The sequence below is a fragment of the Sinomonas notoginsengisoli genome (assembly GCF_021554725.1).
Classification (GTDB): domain Bacteria; phylum Actinomycetota; class Actinomycetes; order Actinomycetales; family Micrococcaceae; genus Sinomonas; species Sinomonas notoginsengisoli.
The window spans coordinates 76,356-102,149 of the sequence record NZ_JAIZDP010000010.1 but is presented as its reverse complement, the minus strand read 5'-3'; the positions used below and the strand labels follow the sequence as shown (position 1 = coordinate 102,149).

The 25,794-nt window shown below is 68.2% G+C and carries 23 protein-coding genes; 4 read left to right on the top strand and 19 right to left on the bottom strand.

The window, feature by feature from the left end; translation table 11 throughout:
* Positions 1-483: 483 nt before the first annotated feature.
* The 6 genes from LF262_RS14425 to LF262_RS14400 are packed head-to-tail and all read right to left on the bottom strand — an operon-like array spanning position 484 to position 5,643.
* Complete coding sequence (locus LF262_RS14425) at positions 484-921, bottom strand: MFS transporter (protein WP_235781102.1); 438 nt, start codon at positions 919-921, stop codon at positions 484-486.
* 44 nt (positions 922-965) lie between these two features.
* Positions 966-1,826 carry an MFS transporter gene (locus tag LF262_RS14420; RefSeq protein WP_235781097.1) on the bottom strand — a complete coding sequence of 287 codons (861 nt, stop codon included), beginning with the start codon at positions 1,824-1,826 and terminating at the stop codon, positions 966-968.
* Positions 1,827-1,870: 44 nt separating this feature from the next.
* On the bottom strand, positions 1,871-3,025 hold the full coding sequence (locus LF262_RS14415; RefSeq protein WP_235781096.1) for a CaiB/BaiF CoA transferase family protein: 1,155 nt from the start codon (positions 3,023-3,025) through the stop codon (positions 1,871-1,873).
* Positions 3,022-3,573 (bottom strand): cupin domain-containing protein, encoded by a 552-nt coding sequence (locus tag LF262_RS14410; RefSeq protein ID WP_235781095.1) that lies wholly within the window; start codon positions 3,571-3,573, stop codon positions 3,022-3,024. Before LF262_RS14410 ends, LF262_RS14415 begins: the two co-directional genes overlap by 4 nt.
* Before the next feature lie 28 nt (positions 3,574-3,601).
* Positions 3,602-4,630: an alcohol dehydrogenase catalytic domain-containing protein gene (locus LF262_RS14405; protein WP_235781094.1), complete on the bottom strand. Its 1,029-nt coding sequence runs from the start codon at positions 4,628-4,630 to the stop codon at positions 3,602-3,604.
* The gene (locus tag LF262_RS14400; RefSeq protein ID WP_235781093.1) at positions 4,627-5,643 is read right to left on the bottom strand and encodes an MBL fold metallo-hydrolase; all 1,017 of its coding nucleotides are present in this window, start codon (positions 5,641-5,643) and stop codon (positions 4,627-4,629) included. The genes LF262_RS14405 and LF262_RS14400 overlap by 4 nt, the downstream gene beginning before the upstream one ends.
* 174 nt (positions 5,644-5,817) lie before the next feature.
* Between LF262_RS14400 and LF262_RS14395 the strand changes: the two genes are divergently transcribed.
* Positions 5,818-6,492 carry a GntR family transcriptional regulator gene (locus LF262_RS14395; protein ID WP_235781092.1) on the top strand — a complete coding sequence of 225 codons (675 nt, stop codon included), beginning with the start codon at positions 5,818-5,820 and terminating at the stop codon, positions 6,490-6,492.
* On the top strand, positions 6,492-7,310 hold the full coding sequence (locus LF262_RS14390; protein ID WP_235781091.1) for an HpcH/HpaI aldolase/citrate lyase family protein: 819 nt from the start codon (positions 6,492-6,494) through the stop codon (positions 7,308-7,310). Before LF262_RS14395 ends, LF262_RS14390 begins: the two co-directional genes overlap by 1 nt.
* A gap of 83 nt (positions 7,311-7,393) precedes the next feature.
* Here the strand turns inward: LF262_RS14390 and LF262_RS14385 are convergent, their stop codons facing one another.
* From LF262_RS14385 to LF262_RS14330, 12 genes are all read right to left on the bottom strand, one after another.
* Positions 7,394-8,413 (bottom strand): PdxA family dehydrogenase, encoded by a 1,020-nt coding sequence (locus LF262_RS14385; protein ID WP_235781090.1) that lies wholly within the window; start codon positions 8,411-8,413, stop codon positions 7,394-7,396.
* Positions 8,410-9,654: a four-carbon acid sugar kinase family protein gene (locus tag LF262_RS14380; protein WP_235781089.1), complete on the bottom strand. Its 1,245-nt coding sequence runs from the start codon at positions 9,652-9,654 to the stop codon at positions 8,410-8,412. The genes LF262_RS14385 and LF262_RS14380 overlap by 4 nt, the downstream gene beginning before the upstream one ends.
* On the bottom strand, positions 9,651-10,580 hold the full coding sequence (locus tag LF262_RS14375; protein ID WP_235781088.1) for an NAD(P)-dependent oxidoreductase: 930 nt from the start codon (positions 10,578-10,580) through the stop codon (positions 9,651-9,653). Before LF262_RS14375 ends, LF262_RS14380 begins: the two co-directional genes overlap by 4 nt.
* Positions 10,577-11,911, bottom strand: coding sequence for an MFS transporter (locus LF262_RS14370; protein ID WP_235781087.1), 1,335 nt, complete (start codon positions 11,909-11,911; stop codon positions 10,577-10,579). The genes LF262_RS14375 and LF262_RS14370 overlap by 4 nt, the downstream gene beginning before the upstream one ends.
* 81 nt (positions 11,912-11,992) lie before the next feature.
* On the bottom strand, positions 11,993-13,051 hold the full coding sequence (locus LF262_RS14365) for an alcohol dehydrogenase catalytic domain-containing protein (RefSeq protein ID WP_235781086.1): 1,059 nt from the start codon (positions 13,049-13,051) through the stop codon (positions 11,993-11,995).
* 703 nt (positions 13,052-13,754) lie between these two features.
* Positions 13,755-14,921 (bottom strand): mandelate racemase/muconate lactonizing enzyme family protein, encoded by a 1,167-nt coding sequence (locus LF262_RS14360; RefSeq protein ID WP_235781085.1) that lies wholly within the window; start codon positions 14,919-14,921, stop codon positions 13,755-13,757.
* A gap of 369 nt (positions 14,922-15,290) precedes the next feature.
* On the bottom strand, positions 15,291-16,232 hold the full coding sequence (locus tag LF262_RS14355; RefSeq protein WP_235781084.1) for an NAD-dependent epimerase/dehydratase family protein: 942 nt from the start codon (positions 16,230-16,232) through the stop codon (positions 15,291-15,293).
* A gap of 168 nt (positions 16,233-16,400) precedes the next feature.
* Positions 16,401-17,303: an NAD(P)-dependent oxidoreductase gene (locus LF262_RS14350; protein WP_235781083.1), complete on the bottom strand. Its 903-nt coding sequence runs from the start codon at positions 17,301-17,303 to the stop codon at positions 16,401-16,403.
* Positions 17,304-17,340: 37 nt separating this feature from the next.
* Positions 17,341-18,117 (bottom strand): SDR family NAD(P)-dependent oxidoreductase, encoded by a 777-nt coding sequence (locus LF262_RS14345; RefSeq protein ID WP_235781082.1) that lies wholly within the window; start codon positions 18,115-18,117, stop codon positions 17,341-17,343.
* 88 nt (positions 18,118-18,205) lie between these two features.
* Positions 18,206-19,480, bottom strand: a complete 1,275-nt coding sequence (locus LF262_RS14340; RefSeq protein WP_235781081.1) for a four-carbon acid sugar kinase family protein — start codon at positions 19,478-19,480, stop codon at positions 18,206-18,208.
* Positions 19,477-20,475 carry a 4-hydroxythreonine-4-phosphate dehydrogenase PdxA gene (pdxA, locus tag LF262_RS14335; RefSeq protein ID WP_235781080.1) on the bottom strand — a complete coding sequence of 333 codons (999 nt, stop codon included), beginning with the start codon at positions 20,473-20,475 and terminating at the stop codon, positions 19,477-19,479. The genes LF262_RS14340 and pdxA overlap by 4 nt, the downstream gene beginning before the upstream one ends.
* On the bottom strand, positions 20,472-21,932 hold the full coding sequence (locus LF262_RS14330) for an FAD-binding oxidoreductase (RefSeq protein WP_235781079.1): 1,461 nt from the start codon (positions 21,930-21,932) through the stop codon (positions 20,472-20,474). The genes pdxA and LF262_RS14330 overlap by 4 nt, the downstream gene beginning before the upstream one ends.
* A 79-nt stretch (positions 21,933-22,011) precedes the next feature.
* Between LF262_RS14330 and LF262_RS14325 the strand changes: the two genes are divergently transcribed.
* Positions 22,012-23,355 carry an MFS transporter gene (locus tag LF262_RS14325; RefSeq protein ID WP_235781078.1) on the top strand — a complete coding sequence of 448 codons (1,344 nt, stop codon included), beginning with the start codon at positions 22,012-22,014 and terminating at the stop codon, positions 23,353-23,355.
* A 6-nt stretch (positions 23,356-23,361) separates the two neighbouring features.
* A complete protein-coding gene (locus LF262_RS14320) occupies positions 23,362-24,336 on the top strand; it encodes a YhfZ family protein (RefSeq protein WP_235781077.1) in 975 nt (324 codons plus the stop codon).
* Positions 24,337-25,007: 671 nt separating this feature from the next.
* Here LF262_RS14320 and LF262_RS14315 read toward each other — a convergent pair.
* Entirely contained in the window at positions 25,008-25,343 is a 336-nt protein-coding gene (locus LF262_RS14315) for a tyrosine-type recombinase/integrase (RefSeq protein ID WP_235781076.1), read from the bottom strand.
* Positions 25,344-25,794: the final 451 nt, after the last annotated feature.

Below are 25,794 nucleotides of genomic sequence, written 5' to 3'. Positions count from 1 at the left end.
TAGAGAAACCCCACGTCCGCGTGGGGTTTCGTCGTTTAACCTGTGCCCACAGGCCTCGTCGCGAGGCCTGTGGGCACACCTTGGGCACCAAATATCTGGAGAATACTCTCCGATTGCAACCCCAGCCAGACCAGGAAGTCTGGCTGCTCAAGTAGCCCCGCGTGCTCCCATTGTGTGTGCGCATCGATGTCTGAGCGCTTGGGTCTCCATGGCTTGACGGCCCGCGGCTTCCCTAACGGCGCCGACCTTGCCATTGGCCGATTGTGCGATTGATGCGCGTCGTTGGGAATCTGGTCCCCCCATTGCGATGGCGTCCAGGAGGATCTGATGGTCGGACCGCGAATCCGCGGGACCTTTCTCAGGAAGCCTCAATGGCTCACCCATCTGACCAGTGCACTGGGGGTCCGTTGAGCTGGTAGAGGCTATGCAAGGGGTAGTAGGCCGGTGGCTCAGATCTTCCCACCACACGGCACTTGGTGGCTGTCAGCCGGTCGCTGCCAGACGTTGCCCTTCGTTCTTCGGGACGCTTTCTACGTCCAGGCTGTTCTCGGTGCGGAAGTGCTTGGAGAAGTAGACCGCGATCAGGGTGATGACGGCGTTGGCAACCATGAGCCCTGCGATGGACCACCAGCTGCCGGTCGCTGCGTAGAGGATCGTGGCGATGACGGGAGCGGTGCCGCCGAGGACTGCGCCGCTGATCTCCCTGGCGAATGCGACGCCGGAGTAGCGGATTTCGGCGGGGAACAGTTCGGTGAGGAAGCCGGCCTGGGCGGCCATCGCCGCGCCCACTGCACCGCCGAAGCAGACGACCAGGGCGATCAGGATCAGCACTGGCTGGCGGGTGTCGATCAGCAGGAACATCGGCACGGGCCAGAGGATTCCAAGAACTGCCCCGGCCATGAACAGGCGGCGGCGCCCGATGCGGTCGCCGAGGGAACCGAAGAAGGGGACGCCCGCGGCGCTGATCAGAGGAACATCCCGGCATTGAGTCCGAGCGCGAGCAGCGCGGCGACCTTGAGGTTGTTGGTGAGGTATGAGAGCGCCCAGACCTGCGGCACGTACGCGAAACCGGAGAGGAGGAAGTTGGATCCGAGGGCGATGAGCAGGCGCCGCTTCTCGGTCTTGAACAGCCGTACCAGGGGGATCCGCTCGACCTCGCCGGCGTCTCGCGTTTCCTTGAATTCAGGCGTCTCGGAGACGCGGCGGCGAATGTAGAGGCTGATGGCGAGCAGGATGACGCTTAGGAGGAACGGGATGCGCCAGCCCCAGGTGTAGAAGCTGTCCCCGGTGATGGTGAGCATTGCCTGGAAGGACAGCAGGCCGAGGGCGCTGCCGATCCAAACCCCGGAGGCGGACCAGCACGCGTAGAACCCGCGTCTCCTCACGGGAGCGGATTCGGCGGAGAGGGTGATGGCGCCGGCGTACTCGGCGCCGGCTCCGAGGCCTTGGACGACGCGCATGAGCACGAGCAGGCCGGGTGCGGCGATCCCGATCATGGAGTAGTCCGGGAGGAGGCCGATGAGGGTGGTGCTCCCCCCCATGAGGATGAGGGTGAGGATCATGATCGGCTTGCGGCCGATCTTGTCGCCCAGGTGGCCGAAGAGGAGGCCTCCGAAGGGCCGCGCGAAGTAGCCGACAGCGAAGGTTGCGAAGGCGGCGATGAGGCCGGAGGAGGGGTTGTCGGCTCTGAAGAAGTGGCTGTTGAAGACGAGGGCCGCCGCCGCGCCGTAGAGCGCGAAGTCGTACCACTCGACGGTGCTGCCGATGGCGGCTGCGCCGGCTGCCCGCCGGGCGGACCGCTCCGGATGGTGCTTGGGTGTGTCCATTTTTGCTCCTTTGCAGCGGACGAACCCTCGTTCGGGGGGTGTTGTCAGTTGGCGGGTACTTCGACTGTGCCGAGCCATCGTTCGATCTGGTGGGTGTGCTCCCCGGATGCAGGGACGGGGTCCCTTCGCGGTTCCCAGTCCTCCGTTGTGACGACTGGCGAGAAGCTGGGGATCGGCCCCTGCTCGGTGAGCACCGTGCCCACGCGCTCACGGGCCACGATCTGCGGGTGGGCAGCGAGGTCGGAAACGTCGGTCATCGTGCCGTACGCGATCTTCGCTGCCTCAAGCCGTTCTTGGACGTCGGCAACACGCTGCTTGCCCAGCCGCCGCCCGATGAGCTCGTCGAGTTCGGCGCGGTGCGCAACCCGTCGGCTCACCTCGCTGAACCGCGGGTCGTGCGCCAGCTCCGGCTCGCCCAGGACTTCCAGGCAGAGTCGCTGCCATTCCCGTTCGTTCTGCACCGCGAGCAGGACGGACCCGTCGAGGCATTCCACCGGCCCGTAAGGCGCGATGGCCGCGTGATGGGCCCCTGCGCGCACCGGACGGTGGCCGCTGAAGTGCCCGTAGTAGTAGGGGTATCCCATCCATTCGGCGAGGGCATCGAGCATGGCCACCGAGAGGTGCCTGCCCTTCCCGGTGTGCTCGCGCTCGTACAGTGCGGACAGGACGCCGCTGTAGGCGTACATGCCAGCGGCGATGTCCGCGATCGAGATCCCGGACTTGGCGGGCTCCGCCTCGGTGCCGGTGACGGACAGCAGCCCGGCTTCGGCCTGGATCAGGAGGTCGTAGGCCTTGCGGTGCTGCAGCGGGCCACCGTCGCCGTATCCGGAGATGCTGCACATGATCAGCCTCGGATTGTCCCGGAGGAGCTGGTCGATGCCGAGCCCGAGCCGTTCGAAGGCGCCCGGTGCAAGGTTCTGAACGAGGACGTCTGCCTGCCCGATGAGGCGCCGCAGTCCTTCCAGGCCCTCGGCGTCCTTCAGATCCAGGGTGATGGACTCCTTGTTGCGGTTGAGCCAGACGAAGTGGCTGGAGAGGCCGTTGACGGTGCGGTCGTAGCCGCGGGCGAAGTCCCCGCCGTCTGGCCGCTCGACCTTGATGACCCGGGCGCCGAGGTCGGCCAGGTGGCGGGTCGCCAGGGGTGCTGCGACCGCCTGCTCCACGGCGACCACGGTGATGCCGGCGAGGGGGAGGGTCACGGTGTTTCTCCGTGGTGGTACCGGCCCTCGCCGTCCGTCATCGCGCTCTGCACGGGGATACCCCAGTAGGCGGAGCGGAGGTTGTGCTGGACGGCAGGGGTGTTGACGGCGAAGACGCAGAAGTCTTCGGTATTCCCGGAAGGGTTGAACACTTCGTGTGCGATGCCGGTCCGCTGGTGGAAGACATCCATGGGCCCGGCATCGTAGAGCACGCCATCGATCCGCACCTTGCCTTGGCCGGAGATGACGAGGTAGATCTCGTCGCCGTAGCCGTGGACGTGCTCCGGGAAGCCGTGGCCCGGCTGGATCCGGATGAGGCAGTAGTCCATCTGCCGGTTGGGCAGCGCGAGGAAGTTGATCGGCAGGTCCGTCGGAGATCCCGGGAACTCGGCCGTAATCACGGGGGTGTTGAGATTCCCCTTCGGCTCGAAGCCGGCTTCCTCGCGGGCCCTGTCGAGGGTCTCGTCGAACTTGGCCACATTGTCGGCGAGGGGTCCGGTGAGGCGCGAGAAGCCGTTGCCGATGAAGAATTCGCGTGAGTCAGTCATGGACGTCGTCCTTTCAGTATTGGTGCAGTCATTCCGGGGAGGGGACGACGACGGTACGTCCCGGGGTGCGGGGGGCGGAGGGGGCCAGCGCTCCGGCGGCTCCGTCGAGGTCGGTGGTCCGTCCGATCAAGGTCTCCGGATCGAGCAGTCCGCGGCCCATGAAGTTTAGGGCTTCCCGGATTTCCGAGTTGTCGAAGGAGTAGGAGCCGATGACCGCCTTCTCATCGCGCACCATGGAACTGCCGGGCAGGGTGCGCCAGGATTCCCCGCTGTGTCCAACGACGACGAGCTTGCCTCCTCGGCCCAGCAGTTCGATTCCGAGCCGGGTGGTCTCCGGGCTGCCGACGAAGTCGAAGACGAAGTCAGCGCCCAGTTCCGCGGGGCCGCCTCCGGCTGCCAGTGCAGCGGCGTCGTCGAAGGTCCGCGTTTCGGTGGCGCCGGCCGTGCCCGCAAGCTCCAGGGCCAGCGGGCTGACGTCCACGGCCAAGATGCTCTTGGCGGCGCGGGCCCGCAGGAGCTGCACGGCGGCGAGGCCGAGGCCTCCTGCTCCTATGACCGCGCAGACCGCGTCGGGGCCCACCCCCGCCCTCGCGGAAATGGCGTGCAGCGGGGTGGCGAAGGCGTCGGTGGCCAGCGCAGCGTGCCGGAATGGGACGGCTGCGGGCACTGGGACCAGATTGGCTTCGGGTGCGACCAGGTACTCGGCGAAGCCGCCGTCGTGCACCACGCCGAGTCCTTCCCGGTGCAGGCAGAGGGAGCTGCGGCCTGCCGAGCAGTAGCGGCAGCTCCCGCAGGTCACGAGGAAGTTCACGGCGACCCTGTCGCCAGGGCGGAAGGAGCTGTCCTCGTCAGCGGACTCTACGGTGCCGGCGACCTCGTGGCCGAGCACTCGGGGGTAGGCGGGCAGGGGAGTGCGGCCGGTGACGATGTGGGCGTCGGAGCCGCACAGGCCCGCGGCACCGACACGGATCAGCGCCTGGCCTTTGGCTCGTGCGGGTACCGGGAGCTCGTCTACCGTGGGCCTCTCGCCGACGGCATGGAGCCGGACGGCCCTCATTGCAGGCCGATCTTCTGGCGGGCCTCGACGTCGAGGTCCACCACCGGCTGCGTCCCGGCCTGCAGAGTGACCTTGGAGCCGGTGACGTTGAGCATGAACTGGTCGGGAAAGGCTTCCCCGATCGCCATGATGGACTCCATGCCTGTGCAGTGGCTGGGGGCGATGACCTCGACATTCAGCTCCCGGAGGGCTTCGATCGTCTTGTCGGTCTTGGACCGTGGTGTGCCCGGAAAGCCCAAGTGGAAGCCGCCGAAGACGCCGACCACCCGGTCCCTGCCCGTGATCTGCTTGGCGTAGCGGATGGTGTTGATGATGCCCGCGTGGCTGCAGCCGGCGAGGATGACGATCCCGTCGTCCCCGACCTGGATCACCAGCGCCTGGTCATCGGGCACAATGTCGGGCTCGATCTTGCCGTCCCTGATATGGAGAAGGGCGTTCGGAGCCGAGAGATCTGTAGGGGCCTTCTCGAATTCCTCGACCCGGGGTATCGGTCCGCTGGCGATGAGTCCGGGGCCGATCTCCAACGGCTCGGTGTGCTCGACCAGCAGGCCGCCGCTGTCCCGGATGGCCTCCTTCGTCAGCCCGTAGTTGAAGTACGGGGCGACCTGGCCCGACGCGAGACGCAGGTACCGCGGGGCGAAGGCGTCCGGGTGGGCGGACACGGGGGTTGGCGCCTGGCGGTGGCGCAGGAGCCCCTCGAGCCCGCCGTAGTGGTCGGGGTGGCCGTGGCTGAGGACGATGTGGTCGATCTCGTCCGCCTCGAGGCCGAGGACCTTCATGTTGTGCAGGAGCACCTGGTGCGACATCCCGGTGTCGAACAGGGCCTGATAGCGGTAGCGTCCCCAGCGGACGTCGACATGCAGGGCGATCCCGTTCTCGCCCTGCACGCACTCGGTCTTGGGGTCGAAGTGGTGTGCCAGCCCGGTCCGGGTCACGTTCGGAAGGTCGGGCAGGAGCATGTCTACATAGTTGTCCGTGATCATCGTCAGGGTCACGCGGTCGATACCCGGCATCAGTAGAAGCTCCATCGCTCTCGGAGGCCGCCCCTTGCGGCGGTTCGTCTCATCCAGAGTGCCAGTTAAATGCATTAGAGTCAAGAAAAATCGATTCTTTAGCAAAGTAGTGCCTATAGCGGGTCGATGGTATAAATGTGGGAGTATCGCGGTCTCGCACGAAAGGCGCCGATGATGACGACGAAACGGGACTCCATAGCGGCCGAGCTGCGTCGGAGGATCAATGCGGGCGAGCTCCCGCGCGGGGCGCATATCGCCCAGAGTGCTTTGGCCGCCGAGTTCGCCACGAGCATCACGCCTGTGCGGGAGGCCCTGGGAGTCCTACAGGCCGAGGGAGTGCTCACCTCCGAGCCGCGACGAGGAGTACGGGTGGCCACCGCCGACCTGGCGCAGGTCCGCACTGTGTACCTCCTTCGCCAGCTGCTGGAGCCGTACGCCATGCAGCGGGCCATCTGGGGGATGAGCCCGCGGGACCTGCACGAGGTCGAGGAGTACTGTGCCCGGATGGAGGCCTCCGAGCGCGCGAATGACCCGATCGCCTTCTCGGACCTCAACCGGCGCTTTCACTTCGCCTTCTTCGAACGCTGTGGCGACGAGGGGCTGCGCGACGAGATCGCCGCGCTGTGGCACAGGTACCCGTGGGACATCCTGCGTGTCCTGGGTTATCGGCGTGCTGAGGCCGAGGTCGAGCATCGGGAGATTGTCGCCGCCGCCCGGGCCGGGGACTTGGAGCGCGTGGCAGAGGCGACTCGGCAGCATACCGCAAACAGCTATCTCGCGCTGGCCGAGCACCTCTCCGGAGAGCGCGGGGACGATCCCTTCCCTGTGACAGCGGTTGTGGTCAGTTGATGATCGCATCCCATCTGTACGTCCCGGCGGACCAGCCCCGCCTGGTCGAGAAGGGCCTTGCCCGAAAGCACGGGGCGGTCATCCTCGATCTCGAGGACGCCGTCGCCCCGGCGCGCAAGGATATTGCGCGCCAGGCCGCGCTCTCCGCCCTCGGGCGGGGGAGCCTGGGGGCATCCCTCTGGGTCCGGGTCAACGCTGGCGCCCAGGGGGTGCGGGACGCGCAGCTCCTCCGGAGCGCTTCCCGCATGCCGGGTGGGGTCTGGATCGCCAAGGCCGAGGACGCCTCCGTGGTGAGAGATGTCGCGGGGGTCTTCGCCGGCGAGGAAGACGCACCCGGGGTCGGCCTTCTTGTTGAGAGCGCCAAAGGGCTCCTCGCTCTCGATGCCCTCATCGCCGCCGGCGGCGTGCAGATCCAGATCGGGGAGATCGACCTCGCGGCTGACCTCGGTCACCGCGGGGCCTCTGACGAGGGCATGGGATGGGCTCGCAGCTGGGCCGTTGTCCACTCCAGCGCCTACGGCCTCCTGCCCCCGGTCGCTCCGGTCAGTGCGGACTACGCCGACGAAGTGGCCTTCCGTGAGAGCTGCGGGCGGCTGCGGGACATCGGCTTCGGTTCCCGGGCATGCATCCACCCCCGCCAGGCGGCCATCGCGGATCAGGTATTCACTCCGACGCCCCAGGAAGTGGCGGCGGCGAACCTGCTTGTGGACGAGTACGAGCTCATGGTCGCCCAGGGAAAGGGAGCCTTCTCGGACTCCGCCGGGGCGATGGCCGACGCCGCCACCGTGCGGCGGGCCAGGCGGCTGACCGGTCGCTGACCCGTCTCTGCGTGCGCCAGTGCGCTACGGGATCGGATCCGCCACCACCATCTCCGGGAGACGGCGGCGCCTCCAAACACGCCTCAGCGCACATCCGCAGCAGGCACTGCGGCGCTTCGGTGTCCCGCGGACGACGACGAGTACCCTGCTGCGCGCAGGACGGTGGCCACCATGTTCGCCGGGTCAGCGGTCCCCTTGCCAGCTAGGTCGAAGGCCGTCCCGTGGTCCACGGAGAACCTCAGGAACGGAAGTCCGAGGGTGGTGCTGACGGTTCCGTGGAAGTCGATGGACTTGCAGATGCCGGCGGCCATGTCGTGGTAGAGGGAGACGACGACGTCGTAGCAGCCCTGCATGGCGAGGGCGAAGACGGAGTCCGCGGGGATCGGGCCGTGGAGGTCGAAGCCCAGGTCGCGGGCCTTGGCCGTTGCGGGGGCCAGGATGTCGATCTCTTCGGTCCCGAAGAGTCCTCCCTCGCCGCCGTGGGGGTTCATGGCCTGAAGCGCCAGACGTGGTGAATCGAGGCCGACCATGTGGGACACGGAGCAGAATCGTTCGACGGTGCGCAGGATGAGGTCGCCGTCGATACTGTCCAGAGCCTCGCGAAGTGCGAGGTGGCGGGTGAGGAAGAGCACCCGGAGGTTCTTCACGGTGAAGTAGGTAAGTGACCACGGCGAACCCGTCATCTCGGCCAGCAGCTCCGTGTGGCCGAGATGACCGCGCCCGGCCATATGCAGCGCCCTCTTGCTGATAGGGGCCGTGACGAGGGACTCGACTTCTCCGCCCTCTGCCATCCCCACACCGGCCACTAGCGACTTGTAGGCGGCCTCGCCGCCCTCCGCCGAGTCGGCCCCGAAGGGCAGATTCGAGGGAACGCTGGGCACGTCTTTGACTGCGATGGCGTTGGGGCCCGCCTCCGTGAGGTCCTCGATGGGTGAACCTAGTCCAGTCAGCCTGGCTGTGCGCCGGAGGTGGTCGACGTCGCCAATCAGCACCGGGCGGCAGGCTTGCCGCACAGCTGGGTCGGCTGCGGCTGCCAGGACGATCTCCGGGCCGATTCCGGCCGGGTCCCCGCAGGTGATGCCGATGGTGGGCAGGGGGTTCATGCGTGTGCTCCTCTGGATTCGGGTGGTCTTGCTTCGTTGGCGCCGCGCGTGTGCGGCCGCTCTGTGCCGAGCGCCGCGAGAAGGTCGATCGCGTGCAGCGTACGGGTGGGCTCGCCCTGTGAGCCGGATTGGATGACGGCGAGCAGGCCGTCGTGCGCGCCGCCCTCGAGCCTCATGACCGGGGTGGCGGGCCAGGGCTCGCACGCCACCGCGAGGCGGCGCGGTGCCAGAAGGCGGAGGAGGGCGGAGGAGACCTCGCCGCCCAGGAGGACCAGGCCGATGGGGGTCGCCTGCCGCAGGACCTGGCCTGCCATCGTGGCGGCGGTGTGCGCCGCTGCGGCGCTGGGCTTCGCCGGCGTTCCCCGACCGGCGGTGACGATGGCGACGTCCCGCCCGTCCCGCAGGCCGTCGATGGCGCGCCTTAAGTCCTTGGGCTCCCCGGAGGTTCCGTCCACGACCACAGCTGTGGGCCTGCTGGCCAGGGCTTCCACCTGCCGGAGAGTCGAGGGCTGGTAGCTGGAGGCGACGACCAAGGCGCCACCGGCCCGCGGGGGGGCCGGCGCGAGGCGGGCCTCGATCCAGGCTCCAAGGAAACCATAGGAGCCGAGGAGCCCGAACTGTGTGCCCCTGGCGTGCTCCCGCGCGGCGCCCCGCGCTATCTGGGTGATGTCGGCCTCGTCGCTGGCGTCCAGGAGGACGTCCTTGCCTTGGCGCAGCGCTTCTTGGAGTCTGAGCCGGAACGTGGTGGCCTTGATGTCCCCGATCCCGAGGGGCATTGCGGCCAGGAGTCCCTGGAGTTGGGTGCGCGGGGCGTCCTGAGCAGCGGGGGAGACCTCGATCGGTGCTCCCCGGTGAAGCTGGTGGCCTCCTCGGGTGGTGATCCCGCAGGCCGGCGCAGCCGGGACCAGGACGGCCGGAACTGCGATGGCCTCGCGCCAGGCGCGTACCTCGTCCGCGGTGTTGCCGCGCAGGAGCGTGTCTATCCGCTTGTACATGACGGCGTCGCCGAACCGCTCGCGGGCCTGCTGTATCTGGTCCCGGACCCTGCGACGGGCCTCGTCAGGGGGAAGGAGCCTGCTGTTCGTGTCGACCACGAGGACCTGCGCCCCCGTCACCTCCGGAACCGCGTCCCAGGAGGTGACCTCCGCTGTGCTGCCGGCCCGCCTGGCTTCTCCGGCCGCGGCGACGGCACCGGTCATGTCATCGCTCAGGACGACGACGGACGGAGAAGAGGGACTCATGCCTCTCCCGCGGCCTCGCCTCGGCAGAGGCTTGCCCCGGCCCGGGCTTCGATGGTCTCGACGATCATCGGGTCGTCCCCGTTGCCGCTGTGGCGGTCATAGGCCTCCTGTACGGCAAGGCCTGCTGCCCGCACCACCCGCGCATCGACGCCGAGGTCCTCCGCCAGGGCGAGCGCGGTGCGGATGTCCTTGTCCATGACCGTCAGGGAGCCCCCGCTCACGTAGCCGTTGCGCCAGCTCAGCGGGACCCTGTTGCGCAGGGCCCAGCTGTCCCCGCTGCTGTGGCTGACGACCTCGATGATGGCCTCCGGGCTGAGCCCGGCTTTGGCACCGGTTACTACCATCTCGGCGGCCGAGGCAAGGCTGGAGAGGAACATCGCCTGGTTGATCGCCTTCATGGTGGCAGCCAGCCCTGGCGCCGTACCGAGGCGGTGCACCCGCCTCCCGAGTGCGTTGTAGACCGGCTGGGCCGCGGTGACGGCGTCCTCGGCTCCTGCCACCATGAAGGTCAGGGTCCCCGCCCTGGCGCCCTCGATGCCGCCGCTGACGGGCGAGTCTACGAGCCTGAAGCGCCCGGCTGCCCGGCCGGCGAGGTCGGCGAGATAGGAAGCGGGAAGGCTGCTCCCGACGCACAGGACTGAGGCTGGTGCGGCGCCGGCGGCGAACCCGTCCCTGCCCCAGATCGCTTCTTCTGCCTGGGCGGAGTCGAGCACCATTAGCAGCACGATGTCGGCCTCGCGGGCAACCTCTGACGCGCTGCCAGCGGGGGCGGCCCCTATGGAAGCCAGCCGCGGGACCGTCTCAGGCCGCGGGTCGTAGGCGCTGACCCTGTGGCCGGTCTTGACAAGTCTCTCGGCCATGTTCGAGCCCATCTGGCCGATGCCGATGATCCCGACGTTGGGGAGCGTCCCCCGCGCCTCCGTCATCGCAGTTCTGCGGCTTCGACAGAACGGTCCTTCGTCTCGGCGCTGAAGGACATGGCCAGCACGCCGGTGAGGCAGATGAGGATCGTCAGCACGGCCACCGGCCAGAAGTGGCCCGACCAGCCCACGAGGGCCACGGCAACCAGGGGGACGAAGCCTCCGACGGCTGCACTGGCGATCTCGCGGCCCATGGACAGGCCGCTGAAGCGGACCCGGGAGGTGAAGAGCTCGGAGAAGAAGGCCCCCTGCGGCCCGAACATCGCGGCGTTGCCCACGCCGATGCCGATCACCAGCGCCAGCAGGACCAGACCCTCCGACTTGGTCTGCAGGAGCCAGAAGAATGGGAAGGCGAAGGCAGCCCCGGAGAGGGCGCCGAACAGGATCACCGGCTTGCGGCCGATGCGGTCCGAGAGCCAGCCGAAGAAGGGAATGGTCACCAGGGTGACGGCTGCCCCCAAGGCGACACCCAGTGGCCCGAGGCTGCTGGCCAGGCCGAGCGTACCGACGATGTAGGACGTGGCGAAGGTCAGGTAGACGTAGGAGTTGCCGTTCTGGGCCACCTGCGCACCCATCAGGATGAAGAGGGGCTTCTTCTGGGTGCGGAGGATCTCGCGCACGGGCTGCTTGGAAACCTGGTCCTCGGACTTGAGCTTCTCGAAGGCGGGGGTTTCTGAAACCTTGACCCGGATGATGAGGGCGGTGGCAACGACCAGGATGCTCAACAGGAACGGGATGCGCCAGCCCCAGGCCAGGAACGCCTCAGGAGACAGCGCTGTCGTCATGATCGCGAAGATCCCCGAGGAGAGCAGGAGGCCGACAAAGACACCGACGGCGGGCCAGGAGCCGTGGAGTCCACGGCGGCCTCGGCTGGAGAATTCGACGGCGAGGATGGCGGCCCCCCCGAACTCGGCTCCGGCGCCGAGACCCTGGACGAGGCGCAATGCGATCAGCAGCACCGGGGCTGCCAGACCCGTCATGGCGTAGGTGGGGAGGAGTCCCATGCCCACTGTCGCGGCGCCCATGATCACCAGGGTCAGGATCAGCACGGCCTTGCGGCCGATGCGGTCGCCGAGGCGGCCGAACACGATGCCGCCTAGCGGGCGGGCGAGGAAGCCGAGGGCATAGGTGCCGAAGGCGAGCAGTGTGCCAATGTACGGATCGGTGGTGGGGAACATGATCTTGTTGAAGACCAGGGCTGCGGCGGTGCCGTAGAGGAAGAAGTCGTACCATTCCAGGGCCGATCCGCTGAGCGTGGCCAGGGCGATGGGGACCATGGAGGTCTTCTGTCGGGCCCGCGGGGGGACTGTGGTGTATGCAGTGGCGTCGTTGCTCATGTGATTCTCCATTGAATGCCGAAGGCGAGTGCCCGAGCAGGCTGTCTGGTGGGTTGGTGAAATGCAGCTGGTCCCTGTCCGCTACGCGGGCACGGTCTCCTTCTCGAGTGGTGCCGGGTCGAGCCGGACAACGGTCCGCCCGGTGCTGCGGTCGTGTCGGCCGTCCGGGTGCAGGGCGTCCACAGCCTGGTCGAGGTCGATCCGGCCGCCGATGACCAGCTCGGGCTGGACCAGGCCTCTGGCCATCAGGTCCAGCGCCTCGCGTATTTCCGCAGCATCGAACGAGTAGGAGCCCGCGATCGTCTTCTCTTCACGCACAAGCACCTCACCGCGGACGAGCTGGAGCGTCCGGTCGCTCAGGCCCACGACGTTGACCCGGCCGCCGCGGCCCGTTGCGTCCAGGGCGAGCAGGACCGTCTCCGGGGATCCCACGAAGTCGAACGAGTGGCGGACGCGATCCTCCAGCCGGTCGCGGGTTCCGCGGGCCTTCAGCTCCTCGGCAGTCGTCGCCGTCGTTGCTCCGGCCCGCAGGGCAGCCTCGAGCGCCAGCGGTTCCGTGTCCACGACGGTCACCGACCCCGCCCCCAGAGCGACGAGGAGCTGGACTGCGCTGAGCCCCAGCCCGCCAGCACCGACCACGAGGCAGGCATCTCCTGCCCGGACACCGGAGCGACGGATGGCGTGCAGCGGCGAGGCGAACGCATCCGTTGCGATGGCTGCATGGTCATAGGGCACGTTGTCCGGGATGGGGATTGCGTTGTTCTCGGGGACGAGGACGTACTCGGCCAGACCGCCGTCGCGCGCGACCCCGATGCCCACCCTGTTCGTGCAGAGCGATGCCCTGCCCTCGGAGCAGTACTCGCAGGAGCGGCAGCTGACCAGGAAGTTCACTGCCACCCGCTGGCCGACGCCGATGGACGCAACGCCCGCTCCCACGGCGGCCACGTCTCCGGCGACCTCGTGCCCGAGTGTCCTCGGGTACTCCGGAAGGGGATTGTGCCCGGCGACGATATGCCGGTCCGAGCCGCAGATCCCGGCGGCGCGAACGCGTACGAGAACCTGGCCATCAGAGGCGGTCGGGAGCTCCACCGAGTCGATCGAGGGCGCCGCCTCGACCCGGTGCAGACGCAGGGCCCTCACGCTTCGCCCTTGACGGTGGTATCCATTGACCAACCTCACAATCGATGTTTGTGTTCCAATTCACATCAAGCATACAGACAATGCATCTGCTACCGCAAGAATGCATCATAAACTTTTTGATGCACCTGATTGAGGCCGAAGCTCTTCTCTGTCTTGCGGGGACAGCCTCAGCGCATTGGGCCTTCCGTGGCTCTCCGCAATGAGAGGGGAGCAGCTCCGGGCCACCGTGAGGATTCGTCCCACACTTCGTCCTGCGCCCCCGCGATCTGGCAGCGGGAGAACGTGGCGCATATCGAGGACCCTGCTCCTGATCTTCGTCCGGGACGAAGGCTGCCGACCCGCGCCGCTTCCGCGGACTCCCTATTGGATTGCCTCAAGAGCGCTGGAATGGCGTGCCCGCTCGCGACATAGGCCGGCACATCCGAGGAGGCAGGGCACAACCCGACCAACGGCTCGAACTCCCCGCGCCATGTGGGCTGGCGAGGCTGGCCGGTTCGATGCAGAACTCATCGACGAGTTTGCGCGACGATGACGTCGTGTCGGCAGTGCCGGGCTCCGCCGAGGCGACCGGCCGCGCAACCGCTCCGCGGTGAGCCCCGGAGCTCGTGGACGAAGCAGAACGGTCTCGCCCGTTCAACCTCGCAGCGGCGGCCCCGCCGATCCCGGGGCTCCGGTGATGAAGCCGGTGGGACGCGGCTCGAACTCATACCGCGTGGATCGCCCCGTCCAGTCCACGAACCGACCCCGGTGCAGGTGGAGCGGAGAAGGCCGGTCCGTGTTCGAGGTACCCTGGCGCCAGGGTGACGCCCAGACCCGGCGCCTCAGGGACCTCGAGCCAGCCGCCGTTCCGCGGCAGCGGCGCTGTAAGCATCGCCGCGCGGTTCGGCTCCTCGTCGAGCGGATTCCACTCGAGGGTGCTGACGTTGGGAATGGCTGCATACCACTGCAGCGTCGCAGCGGTGAGATAGGGGCTCAGGAAGTTGTGCGCCATGATCTGCCGATGCCGCGCCTCAGCCAGCGTGGCGATCTTCATCCCCGCGGTGAGCCCCCCGATGTGACCGACGTCCGGGCGCAGGAAGTCCGGTGCACCGCCCTCGAGCAGGTCCTCGAACTCATAGATCGAGTCGTGCCGCTCCCCGAGAGCCAGCGGTACGCGGATGGCTTTCGCCACGCGCAACTGCTCGGTCATGCTGTCCGGGGGCAGCGGATCCTCGAGGACGTAGATGTTGGACCGTTCGAGCTGATCGGCGAACTGGACAGCCTCTGCTGCGGTCAGCTTGCGATGGCATTCGACGCCCAGATCAACGTCCGGTCCGACGAGGTCGCGCATCGCCTCGACGAGCTCTACGGCCTTGCGGATGCGGGTGGCGCTGGTCTGCAGATGGTATCCGTCCTCGCCCTCCACGAAGGGGTCGACCTTGATGGCGGTGAAACCGTCCGCCACGGCATCGGCGGCTTCGGCCAGCAGGCCGTCGGCAGTTGCGGTACGGGGCCACGCGTTCATGCCGGTGAGCAGGTGCAGCCGTACGCGTTCGCGCTGGCGCCCGCCCATTAGGTTGTAGGCGGGCGTCTCGAACCGCCGGCCCTTAAGGTCCCATAGCGCCAGATCGACCGCGCCCACCGTCGATGTGAGCGCCTGGCCGCGCACCGATACTGCGCGGGTGATCTCGCGGTGGAGCCGGCCGATCTCGTCGGGGTCTTGGCCGAGCAGCGACGGACGCAGCGGCTGAAGCATCGGTTCGAGCACTTGCGGGAAGCCGAAGTTTCCGCTCTGACCGATACCCTCTGCGCCGTCCTCGGTGCGGATGCGGACGAAGGCGTAGTTGCCGACCAGATGGGTCGAGACTTCGGCGATCTTCGTCCTACGCACTGCAGCACCCACCCTGTGGCCAGGGGAGAAGATGGATGAATCGTGGCATTTGGGATATCCCTTCCATTGGGGCGCAGAGGCCCCCGCCGACGCATCCGAACAGCCGGATGCGCATTCTTTCATTGTTTGCTGCAGGAATGTAGGCCCAGAGGCGGCTCAGCGTCTGTCCCTGGGCGCCGTGGGGTCGCCCGCGGCTGTCCCGCCGCGATGGCGGTGACTGCGACCTGGCGCAGGCCCGCCAAACCATCGTGCGTTTCCCCGCCTGCGTTCGCTCCTACGGATGTCAGCGCGGGGACAATTGCCCTTTCGCAGTGTTGCGTCGAAGGGCGAGCGTCGTCCGGGGCTGGCGTCCGCGTGCGCCGTCCCTGCTCACCCGGGTGTGGCTGGCTCTTCGTGTCCGGCCTTCGCGGGTCCGTCGCGCTGCGCGCTGAGATACTGCGAGATCGGCATTGGAACGAAGCCCAGATCGTGTTTGATTACCGCGTGCGAGATGCGGTGCACGTAACTGGCGGCGCGTTCGCCCTCGGGGTTGGGTGCCCACCGGACGAGGTCCCCGGCCCCGAGCGCGCTGACCACATTGGCGGCGGTCACGTCGCTGCCACCAGAGTTGTAGACGGGACGCAGGGGACCGTCGTGCCGGATTGCGGCCACGATCGCGGCTGCCGCATCGTCGATGGAGATCAGGCTCATCGGGAATTCCGGCGATACCGGCACCGTTGCCGGCTGTCCCTCGCGGCTGGCAGCGATGATCTGCGAGATCCACGCGGTGAAGCCGCGCTCCCGCCCGGGACCAACGACGATGCTCAATCGGATGCCGCAGGTCTCCAGCCCCGTCCGCGCACGCTCGGCTATCGCGAAGTACTCTGCCAGGCTCTTGGTCGCGCCGTAGGAGTTGGCGTGATCGAGCGCGGGGATGCCGTCTGATTCGATGACGTCGCGGTCGCCGAAACGCTCAGGTCTCGTTCCGTAGACTGCGATCGAGCTCGCGTACACGACCCGTGCGACCTTGGCCGCCGCGGCCTCCTCGAGCAGCAGGGCCGAGCCGAGGACGTTGACCTGGATCGCAGCGGCCGGTGATTGTTCTGCAGGGGGACCCACGAGATACGCGAGGTTGACGATCCGCTCCGGGCGCGCGGACCGGATGGCCGCGCGCACGTCGGTGCGCTCGTCGATGCTGGCGACGATCTGCGGCCAGGGAGCATCATCCCTCTTCACGTGGTCGAACGTCGTCACCTCGTCCCCGCGCGCAGCCAGCTCCTCGCAGACGCGCGCTCCTACGAAACCTGCACCACCGAAGACGAGCACTCGCATGATGGCCTCCTTTGAAGGATCGGAAATGGATGGACTTCGGAACTGCCTTCGTTGCGACAGGTGACGGGGCGGCCCTTCCTCTTCGAGCGGCGGCGTGGCGTTGCGCGGAGCCGTCGGTCTGGCACGGGCCCCGGACGCGGCTCAGTGGATTCGGGTTGAAGTACGGGGTCAGGAGCTCTTCCGGGTTCGTTCGGAGAGCTTGAGCCCGCTGCGGGCCTCGACGGCTTCGACGATGAGGGGGTCGTCTCCTCCCTCTGGGTGTCGCCGAGCGGCTTCGGCGACGATCTGGGCGGCTGCCCTAGTGATCGGCGCCTCGATTTCGAGATGCTCGGCCAGCTCGAGTGCGGCGTCCATGTCCTTAAGCGCGACGGCGAGGGCTCCGCCGCTGGTGTAGTCGCTGCGCCAGCTCAGCGGGACGCGGTTGCGCAGTGCCCAGCTGTCCCCGCTGCTCATCCCGACGACGTCGACGACGGTGTCGGGGTCGAGTCCGGCCTTTACTGCGGTTGCCACCATTTCGGCGGCCGAGGCCATGGCGGTGAAGTACATGGCCTGGTTGACGGCCTTCATGGTCGCGCCGAGCCCCGGCTGAGGACCAAGCCACATCACGCTCTTGCCCAGCGCTTCGTGGAGGGGCCGGACGGCCTCGCATGCAGTCTTGTCACCTGAGGCCATGATGGTCAGAGTCCCTGCGGCGGCGCCTTCGACTCCGCCGCTGACCGGGGAGTCGACGAGCCGGAATCTGCCCTCCGCCCTCCTGGCGGTCTCGGCCACGAAGGCAGGCGGCAGGCTGCTCATGATGTTCAGGGCCGAGTCGACGGAAGCGGCGGCGGCGTACCCGTGCTCGCCCCAGATCGCCTGCTCTGCCTGGGTAGAGTTGAGCACCATGAGGATGGCCGCCTGGGTTTCTTCGGCCACCACGGCGGGCGAGGATGCCGGAATGGCGCCGATCTCGGGCAGGGAGAGTGAGACTTCCTCTCGGGGGTCGTAGGCGTGGACCTCGTGTCCGGCTGCGACGAGGCGTTCGGCCATGCGTCGGCCCATGTTGCCGACGCCGATGATTCCGACCTTCATTTCAGCTCCTTTGCTGTTGGTTCTGCCTGGTGGTGGTCTACTGGGCGGTCCAGCCGCCGTCGACGAGCAGGTGGTGCCCGGTGACTAGGTCTGCTCCTTCGGAGACGAGGTACAGGACGGCCGCGGCCACCTCGGACGGCTTTCCTAGCCGGCCGATAGGGATGCGCTTCATGACCTCCTCGGCGATTTCGGGATCCTGAAACATCTGCCGGGCGAGTGGGCTGTCGATGAAGGTGGGGCCGACGCAGTTGACCCTGATCCCATGGGGTGCCCATTCGAGCGCGAGGACCTTGGTCATGTGCACCAGCCCACCCTTGCTGGCGGCATAGGCGGCCCGCTTGTAGAAGCCGACTTCGCCTATCTGGGAGGCCATGTTCACGATCCGCCCCGGGGTTCCGGCCTCGATCATCCTGCGTGCGGCGGCCTGGCAGAGGAAGAAGGCGGCGCGCAGGTTCACGTTCAGGACGGTGTCCCATGATGCTTCGTCCACGTCCAGAGCTGCCTGCTGGATGTTCGTCCCGGCTCCGTTGACGAGGATGTCCAGTGCACCCAGGCTCTGCGTGATCTGCCCGAGCAGCTCGTCGGCCGCCTGCGCGTCCGTCACGTCCGCTGGGAAGGCCTGGACGTGGAACCCGTGGGAGCGCGCTTCGGCCGCCGTGTCCGCCAGATCGGATTCGCTCCGGGCGACGAGGGCCACACGGGCCCCGGCCTCGGCCAGCCCGAGGGCGGTGTGCCGGCCGAGGCCTCGGCCGGCACCGGTCACGACGGCGGTCTTCCCGTCGAGGCGGAAGCTTGGAATGAAGGGAGGGGGCATGTCTGTCCTCGTGGATGAGGGCCGGGTACGTCGCCCGCGGAAGGGCAGTCGGCGCGGCGGGTCGGGAAGGTAGGTGTGCGCCGGGGGCCTAGCCCGGCAGTGGGCTGATGTGTCCCGCGTGGACGGGTCCGCGGCGCTGGCCGGGATGGTGGCGGAGGAGCAGGTCGGCGGCCTCTGCCAGTGCGCGGTCCGTGCCGAAGGCGCCGGGCTTGGTGAGCAACACAGGCCAGGGGCTGGGGGTGCTGGTGGTGGCCCAGGGCACGGCCGGGGTGCATTCGCCGTGGACGGTGAGGGCCTGCAGTCCCAGGAGTTCGGCGATGGCACCCGTTGTCTCGCCCCCTATGAAGTAGACCGCGGCTCCCTCTGCGGCACGCGCCGCTTCTGCGAAGGGCAGGGCGAGGGAGAGCGCGAGGTCCCGCTCGGTCCAGCCATGCTGTCCGCAATGACGACGGACGCGCTCCTGTGTGAGGCCCGGGGCGGTGTGGACCACGATGACCTTAGCCTCGGAGGCCGAGGCAAGGAGCCCGGCCCGCCTTGCCTCGGGCTTAATCTGGCCCTGGAGGACCGCCTCGATGTCCACGACGATCTCCTCCGCCCCCGCGAGGACGAGCTCGCGGATCTGGCGGGCCGTCACGTCGGAGGCGGATCCGGCCAGCACCAGGACGCGGTCCACCGGCGGGGGAGAGAACTGCGCGGCCGCGGCGCCCGGCTCGAGGAAGGCGGCGGCGAGGGCTCTGCCGAGGCCGTATGTTCCGGCGTAGGAGAGGACACCGGCGGCAGCAGCGCCGGCTGCGGCCTCGTCGAGGTCGGCCTGGGTCTCGGAGTCTGCCAGAACCGTCGATCCGGCATGCTGGCGGAGCCAGCCCGCGACGGCGTCCCTGCCCCGGCGCACGGTCTCGAGGTCCAGGATGTGGATCCTCCCGGAGAGCGACGCCGCGAGGAGGTCGGCGACGTCGGCGCCCGGGCCCCGCCGGGTGATCTGCCGGCCACCCACCAGTGCCAGGCCCACTTCCGGGCATGCGGGGGCGATCAGCAGGGGACCGGGCCGGCTGTCGGCGAAGGCAGCCAGCTCGGTGGCAACGTTCCCCTTCAGGGTGCTGTCGATCTTCTTCATGAGCACGGGCAGCCCGTCTCGGCGCATTTCCGCGACGGCCTCCTGGACCCTTCGTGCGGATTCGTCGGGCGGCAGGTATCTGCTGCCGGTCTCCACGATCACCGTATGGGGCGGTGTCGGCCTCTGGGATGCCGGGCTGAGGCGGACGACGTCGACGGCGTGGCCCATCGAGGCGATCTCCGCCCCGATCGCGGCTCCTCCGGTGATGTCGTCCGCGACGATGCCGATGGCGGGCGCGATCCCGGTCATGGCGCCGCGGCGGCAGTCTTGGCCAGGCTGCCGGCCAGGGCGACGGCGCGTGAAAGCAGCGCGGGGTCGGCCTTGCCCTGCCAGGCGATGTCGAAGGCCGTACCATGCCCCGCGGTCGTGCGGATGATGGGCAGCCCGGCGGCGTAGGTGACGTATCCGTACCGCTTCAGGGGGATGGTGCCCTGGTCGTGGTACATGGCCAGGACCGCGTCGTACCGGCCGGCTTCCGCGGCAGCAAAGAGGCTGTCGGCTGCGAGGGGGTCGCTGAGGTCCATGCCTTCTGCCCGGCACTTCTCCAGGGCGGGCCTGACGTGCTCGATCTCCTCGGTGCCGAACACTCCGTTCTCGCCGGCGTGCGGGTTCAGGCCGGCGATGCCGATCCTGGGTTCGGAAACGCCGAAGTGCTGCCGCATCGCGGAGTGCAGCTCGCCCAGGATGCGCTTGATGCGGTCGGCCTTCACTCGGGCGACAGCCTCCAGCATGGAGCAGTGGGCGCTGACCAGGCTCACCCGCAGCGGCCCGCCGATCAGCATGGTGTGGAACGCGTCGGTGCCGGTCAGGTTGGCGTAGATCTCGGTCTGGCCCTCGAAGTGGTGGCCGGCGGCGTTGAACGCCTCCTTGTTGGCCGGGGCCGAGCAGACGGCCGCGACCCTGCCCTCGAGCGCCAGGCGGGCGCTGGCGGTGATCGCGTCCACGGCGGCCTGGCCGCAGGATGCGGACACTGCTCCCGGGACGACCGCGCCCGCGTCCATGGGGATGTCCAGGACGTAGGCTGCGCCGGGTTCGACGGACGCCTCCGCGGGGTCCTGGACCGGGCGGAGCTCGACGTCGAGCCGGACCTGATCGGCGACCCGGCGCAGGAGCGCTGACGAGCCGATGAGGACCAGCGGCTGCTCTGGCATGAAGGCGGGCTCGGAGGCGATCCGCAGGCTCAGCTCGGGGCCGATGCCGGCAGGGTCTCCGATCGTCAACGCGACGGGTGCGTTGGTCGTCATCGTCCTGTCCTTTCACCGGAGCTGAGGCCCAGCTTGTTGGCGGAGAGGATCCCCGTGGGGTCGAGTGCCGCCTTGAGCTTCTTCAGCACGGTGAGGGCGGAACCGTGTTCCCGGGCCATCCAATCCTTGCGCGCCTCGCCGACTCCGTGGTGGTGGCTCACGGACCCTCCGGCCTCAAGCACGGTCCGCAGTGCGGCGTCCCAGGCGTTCCGGTAGTTCTCCAGCGCCTGCTCGCGGTTGCTGCCGGAGGCGAAGAAGATGAAGTAGGCGGCGCCTCCGTTGGGGTAGAAGTGTGAGTAGTGGGCATAGGCCCGGTCGACATGGGGCCGCATCGCGGACAGGACGCTCTTGTGGAGCCCGTGCAGCTCCGGCCAGGCCCCGGAGACCTCGATGGCGTCGGCGATCATGCCCTTCCCGGCATTGCCGCGCTCCAGCCAGCTCGCGTCGAACCTCGTGCGCTCCCAGGTCTCGCCTGGACCGACGCCCAGGTCCTCGCCCCCGTGGCCCGCGGCGACGGCGAGGGACACCTCCTCCTCGGCGGCCACGACCGCGGCATTGCCGTCGAACCCGAGGATCAGGAGGACCTTGCCGTCGGCGGCCAGGCCCGCGCGCTCGTACAGGTGCTCGGCCTCGTCGGCATCGTAGAGCCTGATGACGGCCGGGGTGACCCCCTCATCCAGGATGCTCCGGACGGTCGCAAGCCCATCGGCCAGGTCGCGGAACGCCACCCCCCGGAAGCGGGACTCCTGCGCGACGGGGAATGTGCGCAGCGTGACCGAGGTGATAACGCCCAGCGTGCCCTCGCTTCCGACGAAGAGCTGGGCGATCGAGGGCCCGGTCGAGGACCGCGGCACGGCCCGAGTCCTGACGATGGACCCGTCGGCCAGGACCACCTCCAGGGCCACCAGCAGGTCCTCGATGTTGCCGTACTTGCTGCTGAAAGTCCCCGATGAGCGGGTGGCCACCAGCCCGCCGACGCTCGCCAGGGCAAGGGACTGGGGATAGTGCGGGATGCGGCGGGCGCGCTCCCGCGCCGCCGCCTCCAGGTCTGCGCCCAGCACGCCTGCGCCGACCGTGACCTCGCCGCGCGCGTCGTCGAACACGGGAGGGGCCGTCAGTGCGCCGAGGTCCAGGGAGATGAAGGCGCCCTCGTTCACCACCCCGCCCACCACTCCGGAGCCCGCGCCGAACGGCACCACCGGGACTCCGGCCGCGTGGGCGGCCTGCATGACCGCAGAGACCTCCTCCACGCTGGCCGGCCTGACCACCGCCCAGGGGCGGTGACGGTCCTGTTCTGCTTCGGACCACTTGCCGGCCTCGGGCCAACGGTCCCGGGAACGGGAATCCCTCTCCGAGGGAGTCTCATCGATCCGCGCGTCGGGGACCACGTCTCTGAGCTGGCTCAGCAGCTTCTCCGCTGCTCGGGTCTCGGGCTCCGTCTGGGTGGGACTGCTCATGATGTTCTCCGTTCCGCGCTTCCGTTATCTACAGCATACTGTATATTGATAGTAATGCACATCACAGAGAGGTGAGAAAATGTCGCACAGGCCAGACCTCCACAAGCCACTCGGCGCCACGTACAACCAGCCCCCCAAGCCCGCCCGCAGGTTCCGGCTCCGGTGGGTGATCCTGGCTGCGGCGGCCCTCGTGCTGGTCCTGAACTACGCGGACCGCGCCGCGCTGGGGGTGGCAGGACCCCAGATGATCGCGCAACTGGGGCTGTCCAAGGCCGAGTTCGGGCTTATCGCCAGCGCCTTCTTCTTCGGCTACGTCCCCTGCGCCTTCCTCGGCGGATGGCTCTCCGACCGCTTCGGCCCCCGGTCGATCATGGGCGTCGCCGTGGCCTGGTGGTCCCTCTTCACCGCCCTGACCGCCGCGGGCACGGGGTTCCTGTCCCTGCTCTTCATCCGCATCCTCTTCGGTTTCGGCGAGGGCCCGCAGGGCTCCGTCTCCACGAAGACCATGCACAACTGGTTCCCCCAGCGTCAGATGGGAACGGCCATGGGCATCGTCCAGGGAGCCACGCCGCTCGGAGGCGCGATCGGCACACCCCTGGTGGTCTGGCTGCTCACGATCGGCGACTGGCGCCTGGCTTTCATCGCGCTCGGTGCCATCGGCCTCCTCTGCACCCTCGGGTGGTTCGCCGTTGTCCGCGACCGCCCCGACCTGCACCCCTGGGCGCGCCAGGAGGACGTCGACGAACAGCGCGAGCGGATTGCCGAGACGGCCGAGGCCCCTGCCGCTGACAGCAAGGAGGACGTCCCCTCCATGGGCCACTACTTCAAGCAGCCGATCATCTGGTCCACCGCCATTGCGTTCTTCGGCTACGCCTGGGTCCTCTACACCTTCCTCACCTGGTTCCCCGTCTACCTCACCCAGGAGCGCGGCGTGAACCTGAAGGACCTCGCCATCACCGGCACCATCCCCTGGGTCCTGGGGGTCGTCGGATTCGTCGTGGGAGGCCTGGTCACCGACCGCATCGCCAACCGCACTGGAAAGCCAGCGGTCGCCCGCGCGGTCATGATCGTCGCCGGCCTAGCCGTCACCGCAGTGCTCTTCGCCCTCATCGGGCTCGCCACGTCCACCGCCGCTGCCGTGGCGTTGATGGCCGCCGTCGTCTTCGTCCTCTACCTCACCGGGGCCCAATACTTCGCGATCGTCTCCGACATCGTTCCCAGCCGGCGTCTGGGAGGCGTCATGGGATTCGTCCACGCCCTCGCGAACCTGGCCGGGATCGCAGCGCCCGCGATCGTCGGCGCCATCCTGGACAACACCGGCTCATGGGCCCTCACCTTCACGGTCAGCGCTGGCGTTTGCATCACCGGAGCTGCGCTGATGGCCGCCTTCGGTCGCTCGAAGAAGATAGCGACGGTAGTCTGAAAGGCCATGGAACCCAATGCAGCCACCGATCTCCGCCCGGGGCCGACAAATTCGTCGCCCCGGGCGGAGACCGCTCAGCAACGGGCCACAGCCAGCATCGCCCGCACGATCCTCGGAACCAAGATCGGCGGTCGCCTGCCCAACGTGGACGACCTGCGGTCGACCATAGGGGTCGGCGCGGGGACCGTCCAGAAGGCACTCCAAGATCTCCAGAGCAGCGGCTGGGCCGTCCTTGACTCGAAGCCGCGCCAAGGGACCGCCCTGGTCAGCCGGCAGAGCGGCGAGCTATGGCGCACAGCGGGGCTCCCGACCTTGACGGCCCTGCTTCCCCTGCCCAACAGCTGGGAATTCCAGGGCCTCGCCACAGGCCTCAGGGCCGAATTGGACCGGCTCGGCATCCCCTCGACCCTCCTCTACGGGCACGGCTCCGAACAGCGCGCCGCAGCCGTGGAGAATGGCATCGCCCATTTCGCACTCATGTCCCTGGGCGCGGCCGATTCGCTGACCGCCTCCCACTCCGGGGTCGTCACACAGATAGTCCTCCCCGCCGGCACCTACTATGCCCCCGACTCCGTCCTCGTCATCGCCAAGGCCCCTCGGCACGAGCTCGGCGAGGACCTGCGGATCGGCGTGGATCCCTTCTCCATCGACCACGCACTCCTTTCCAAGGCCGAGTTCCCCGGCTACCGGTACGTCGACGTCAGCTACGCCCAGGTTCCCTCGGCCCTGACCCTGGGGATCATCGACGCCGCCGTATGGCACCGCACGGCGCTCGGCCTCTCCTTGGATGACCGCGGTCTGGTGACCTGGCCCCTCGAGAACTCCGAGGCCCGCGCCCTCAGCAGCGGGATCGACGCGGGAGCCATCATCTCCAGGGCCGACGACGCAGCCACCCAGAGCGTCCTGGCCGAAATCGACACCGAACGCGTCCTCGCACTCCAGCGCGACGTCGTCGCCGGCGACGTGCTGCCCCTCTATTGAGAGACGAAGACTGCGAAGCCAACCGCTGTAGAGCGGCCGCCCGGATGGCCAGAGTCGAGGGAGCCCAGCCAGCGGCTCAGCCAGGAGCTGAAAGGACGGCCTAGTGAGGCCGACGGTGGGGCCCCATCGCGGGCGGCCGCTGCCCGCGCGAAGGGTTTCGTGCCACGGCCGTTTGTAGCGGCCTTGTAGCGGTTGGGTATCGCGTCCTCGTCCGCGTGATCTTGGGGCTGCAGCGCTGTAGCGCCGTAGCGGGCGAATGCTGGATGGGCGCCTGACCGCTTTAGGAACAGGTCCGTGTTCTAACGCTCACTCCGGTAGATCCCTTCGTGCGGGTCGTTCCACCGTGGGCACGAATGGACACAATCGCAGCCGCGATCTGTGATCCAGGTGATCACGCATCCCGTCTTCGTCTGCGCAAAACCCGGGAATATGACCCCGGTGATGATGTCCTGTGATGATGGCGTCGTGCGACTGAAAATCGAAAGATCACCGGATCGACGCCGGTCGGAGCCACTAAGAAACCCCACGTCCGCGTGGGGTTTCGTCGTTTAACCAGCGCCTCGGGCGGCCCTAGTGCGGGCTCGTGGACACATTTTGGACCCCAAATATCAGGAGAGGGTCTCCGGTTGCGGTGTCGCGGTTGGCCGTCGAGCTTCCCGTGGACACGGTGGTCACAGAATGGACCCGAGATTGGCGGCAGCGTCGTTGAGTTTCGCGGCGACGTGGTCGAGGTCGTCGTCGAAGAGATCGGCGTAGACGTCCAGGGTCATGGCGGCGGAGGCGTGTCCGAGCATGCGTTGGATGGCCTTGACGTTGGCCCCGGTGGAGATCGCGAGCGATGCTGCGGTGTGGCGTAGGTCGTGAGGGGTGACGGTCGGGTAGAGCGGGTCGGCGTCGTGGACCCGTTTGAGGGCCGGCTGGAAGATGCGCTTGCGGAAGTTGTTCCCGCGCATCTCGTAGCCCCGGCTGGTGGAGAAGAGCGGCTCGTCGAGTCCCCGGCCTTCCATGCGCTGCCGCAGGGCCTGGTCGAGGAATGCCGGGTACGGTACGGTCTCTCGTGGGTCTTCGGGGTGCCGCGGATGGGTTCGCCGCGCACGTCGGTGAGGGACTCTTTGACGTCGACGCGCCGCTTGGCGGTGTCCATGGACCTGACGCGGAGGGCGGCCATCTCTCCCCAGCGCAGGCCTGTGTAGGCGAGGAACGTGATGAAGTCGGCGTGCGGGCCGCACGCGCGCGCCAAAACTGGGACCTGCTCGTGACTGAGGTACCCGCGGTGAGAGATCTCATCCGAGTGTAAAGATTTCCTGCTGATGTCTGGCATGCCCTGCTTCATACTCAAGCAGCGGGCACAAGCGGAGGCAATGCATCGGGCGTCAGCTGAAGCGGGGAAGCAGCCGTGGTCAGCCCACTGGACCGAGAGCTGGCTGGGCTGCTTGCCCAGCACGGCGCGGCGCCACG

Bases quoted from the DNA above. Each gene is read 5' to 3' on its own strand.
- LF262_RS14375 (WP_235781088.1), bottom strand. From the start codon at position 10,580: ATGACGGAGGCGCGGGGGACGCTCCCCAACGTCGGGATCATCGGCATC.
- LF262_RS14410 (WP_235781095.1), bottom strand. From the start codon at position 3,573: ATGACTGACTCACGCGAATTCTTCATCGGCAACGGCTTCTCGCGCCTC.
- LF262_RS14350 (WP_235781083.1), bottom strand. From the start codon at position 17,303: ATGAAGGTCGGAATCATCGGCGTCGGCAACATGGGCCGACGCATGGCC.
- LF262_RS14345 (WP_235781082.1), bottom strand. From the start codon at position 18,117: ATGCCCCCTCCCTTCATTCCAAGCTTCCGCCTCGACGGGAAGACCGCC.
- LF262_RS14400 (WP_235781093.1), bottom strand. From the start codon at position 5,643: ATGCCGGGTATCGACCGCGTGACCCTGACGATGATCACGGACAACTAT.
- LF262_RS14370 (WP_235781087.1), bottom strand. From the start codon at position 11,911: ATGAGCAACGACGCCACTGCATACACCACAGTCCCCCCGCGGGCCCGA.
- LF262_RS14395 (WP_235781092.1), top strand. From the start codon at position 5,818: ATGACGACGAAACGGGACTCCATAGCGGCCGAGCTGCGTCGGAGGATC.
- LF262_RS14405 (WP_235781094.1), bottom strand. From the start codon at position 4,630: ATGAGGGCCGTCCGGCTCCATGCCGTCGGCGAGAGGCCCACGGTAGAC.
- LF262_RS14385 (WP_235781090.1), bottom strand. From the start codon at position 8,413: ATGAACCCCCTGCCCACCATCGGCATCACCTGCGGGGACCCGGCCGGA.
- LF262_RS14320 (WP_235781077.1), top strand. From the start codon at position 23,362: ATGGAACCCAATGCAGCCACCGATCTCCGCCCGGGGCCGACAAATTCG.
- LF262_RS14315 (WP_235781076.1), bottom strand. From the start codon at position 25,343: ATGGAAGGCCGGGGACTCGACGAGCCGCTCTTCTCCACCAGCCGGGGC.
- LF262_RS14325 (WP_235781078.1), top strand. From the start codon at position 22,012: ATGTCGCACAGGCCAGACCTCCACAAGCCACTCGGCGCCACGTACAAC.
- LF262_RS14340 (WP_235781081.1), bottom strand. From the start codon at position 19,480: ATGACCGGGATCGCGCCCGCCATCGGCATCGTCGCGGACGACATCACC.
- LF262_RS14380 (WP_235781089.1), bottom strand. From the start codon at position 9,654: ATGAGTCCCTCTTCTCCGTCCGTCGTCGTCCTGAGCGATGACATGACC.
- pdxA (WP_235781080.1), bottom strand. From the start codon at position 20,475: ATGACGACCAACGCACCCGTCGCGTTGACGATCGGAGACCCTGCCGGC.
- LF262_RS14330 (WP_235781079.1), bottom strand. From the start codon at position 21,932: ATGAGCAGTCCCACCCAGACGGAGCCCGAGACCCGAGCAGCGGAGAAG.
- LF262_RS14390 (WP_235781091.1), top strand. From the start codon at position 6,492: ATGATCGCATCCCATCTGTACGTCCCGGCGGACCAGCCCCGCCTGGTC.
- LF262_RS14420 (WP_235781097.1), bottom strand. From the start codon at position 1,826: ATGGACACACCCAAGCACCATCCGGAGCGGTCCGCCCGGCGGGCAGCC.
- LF262_RS14355 (WP_235781084.1), bottom strand. From the start codon at position 16,232: ATGCGAGTGCTCGTCTTCGGTGGTGCAGGTTTCGTAGGAGCGCGCGTC.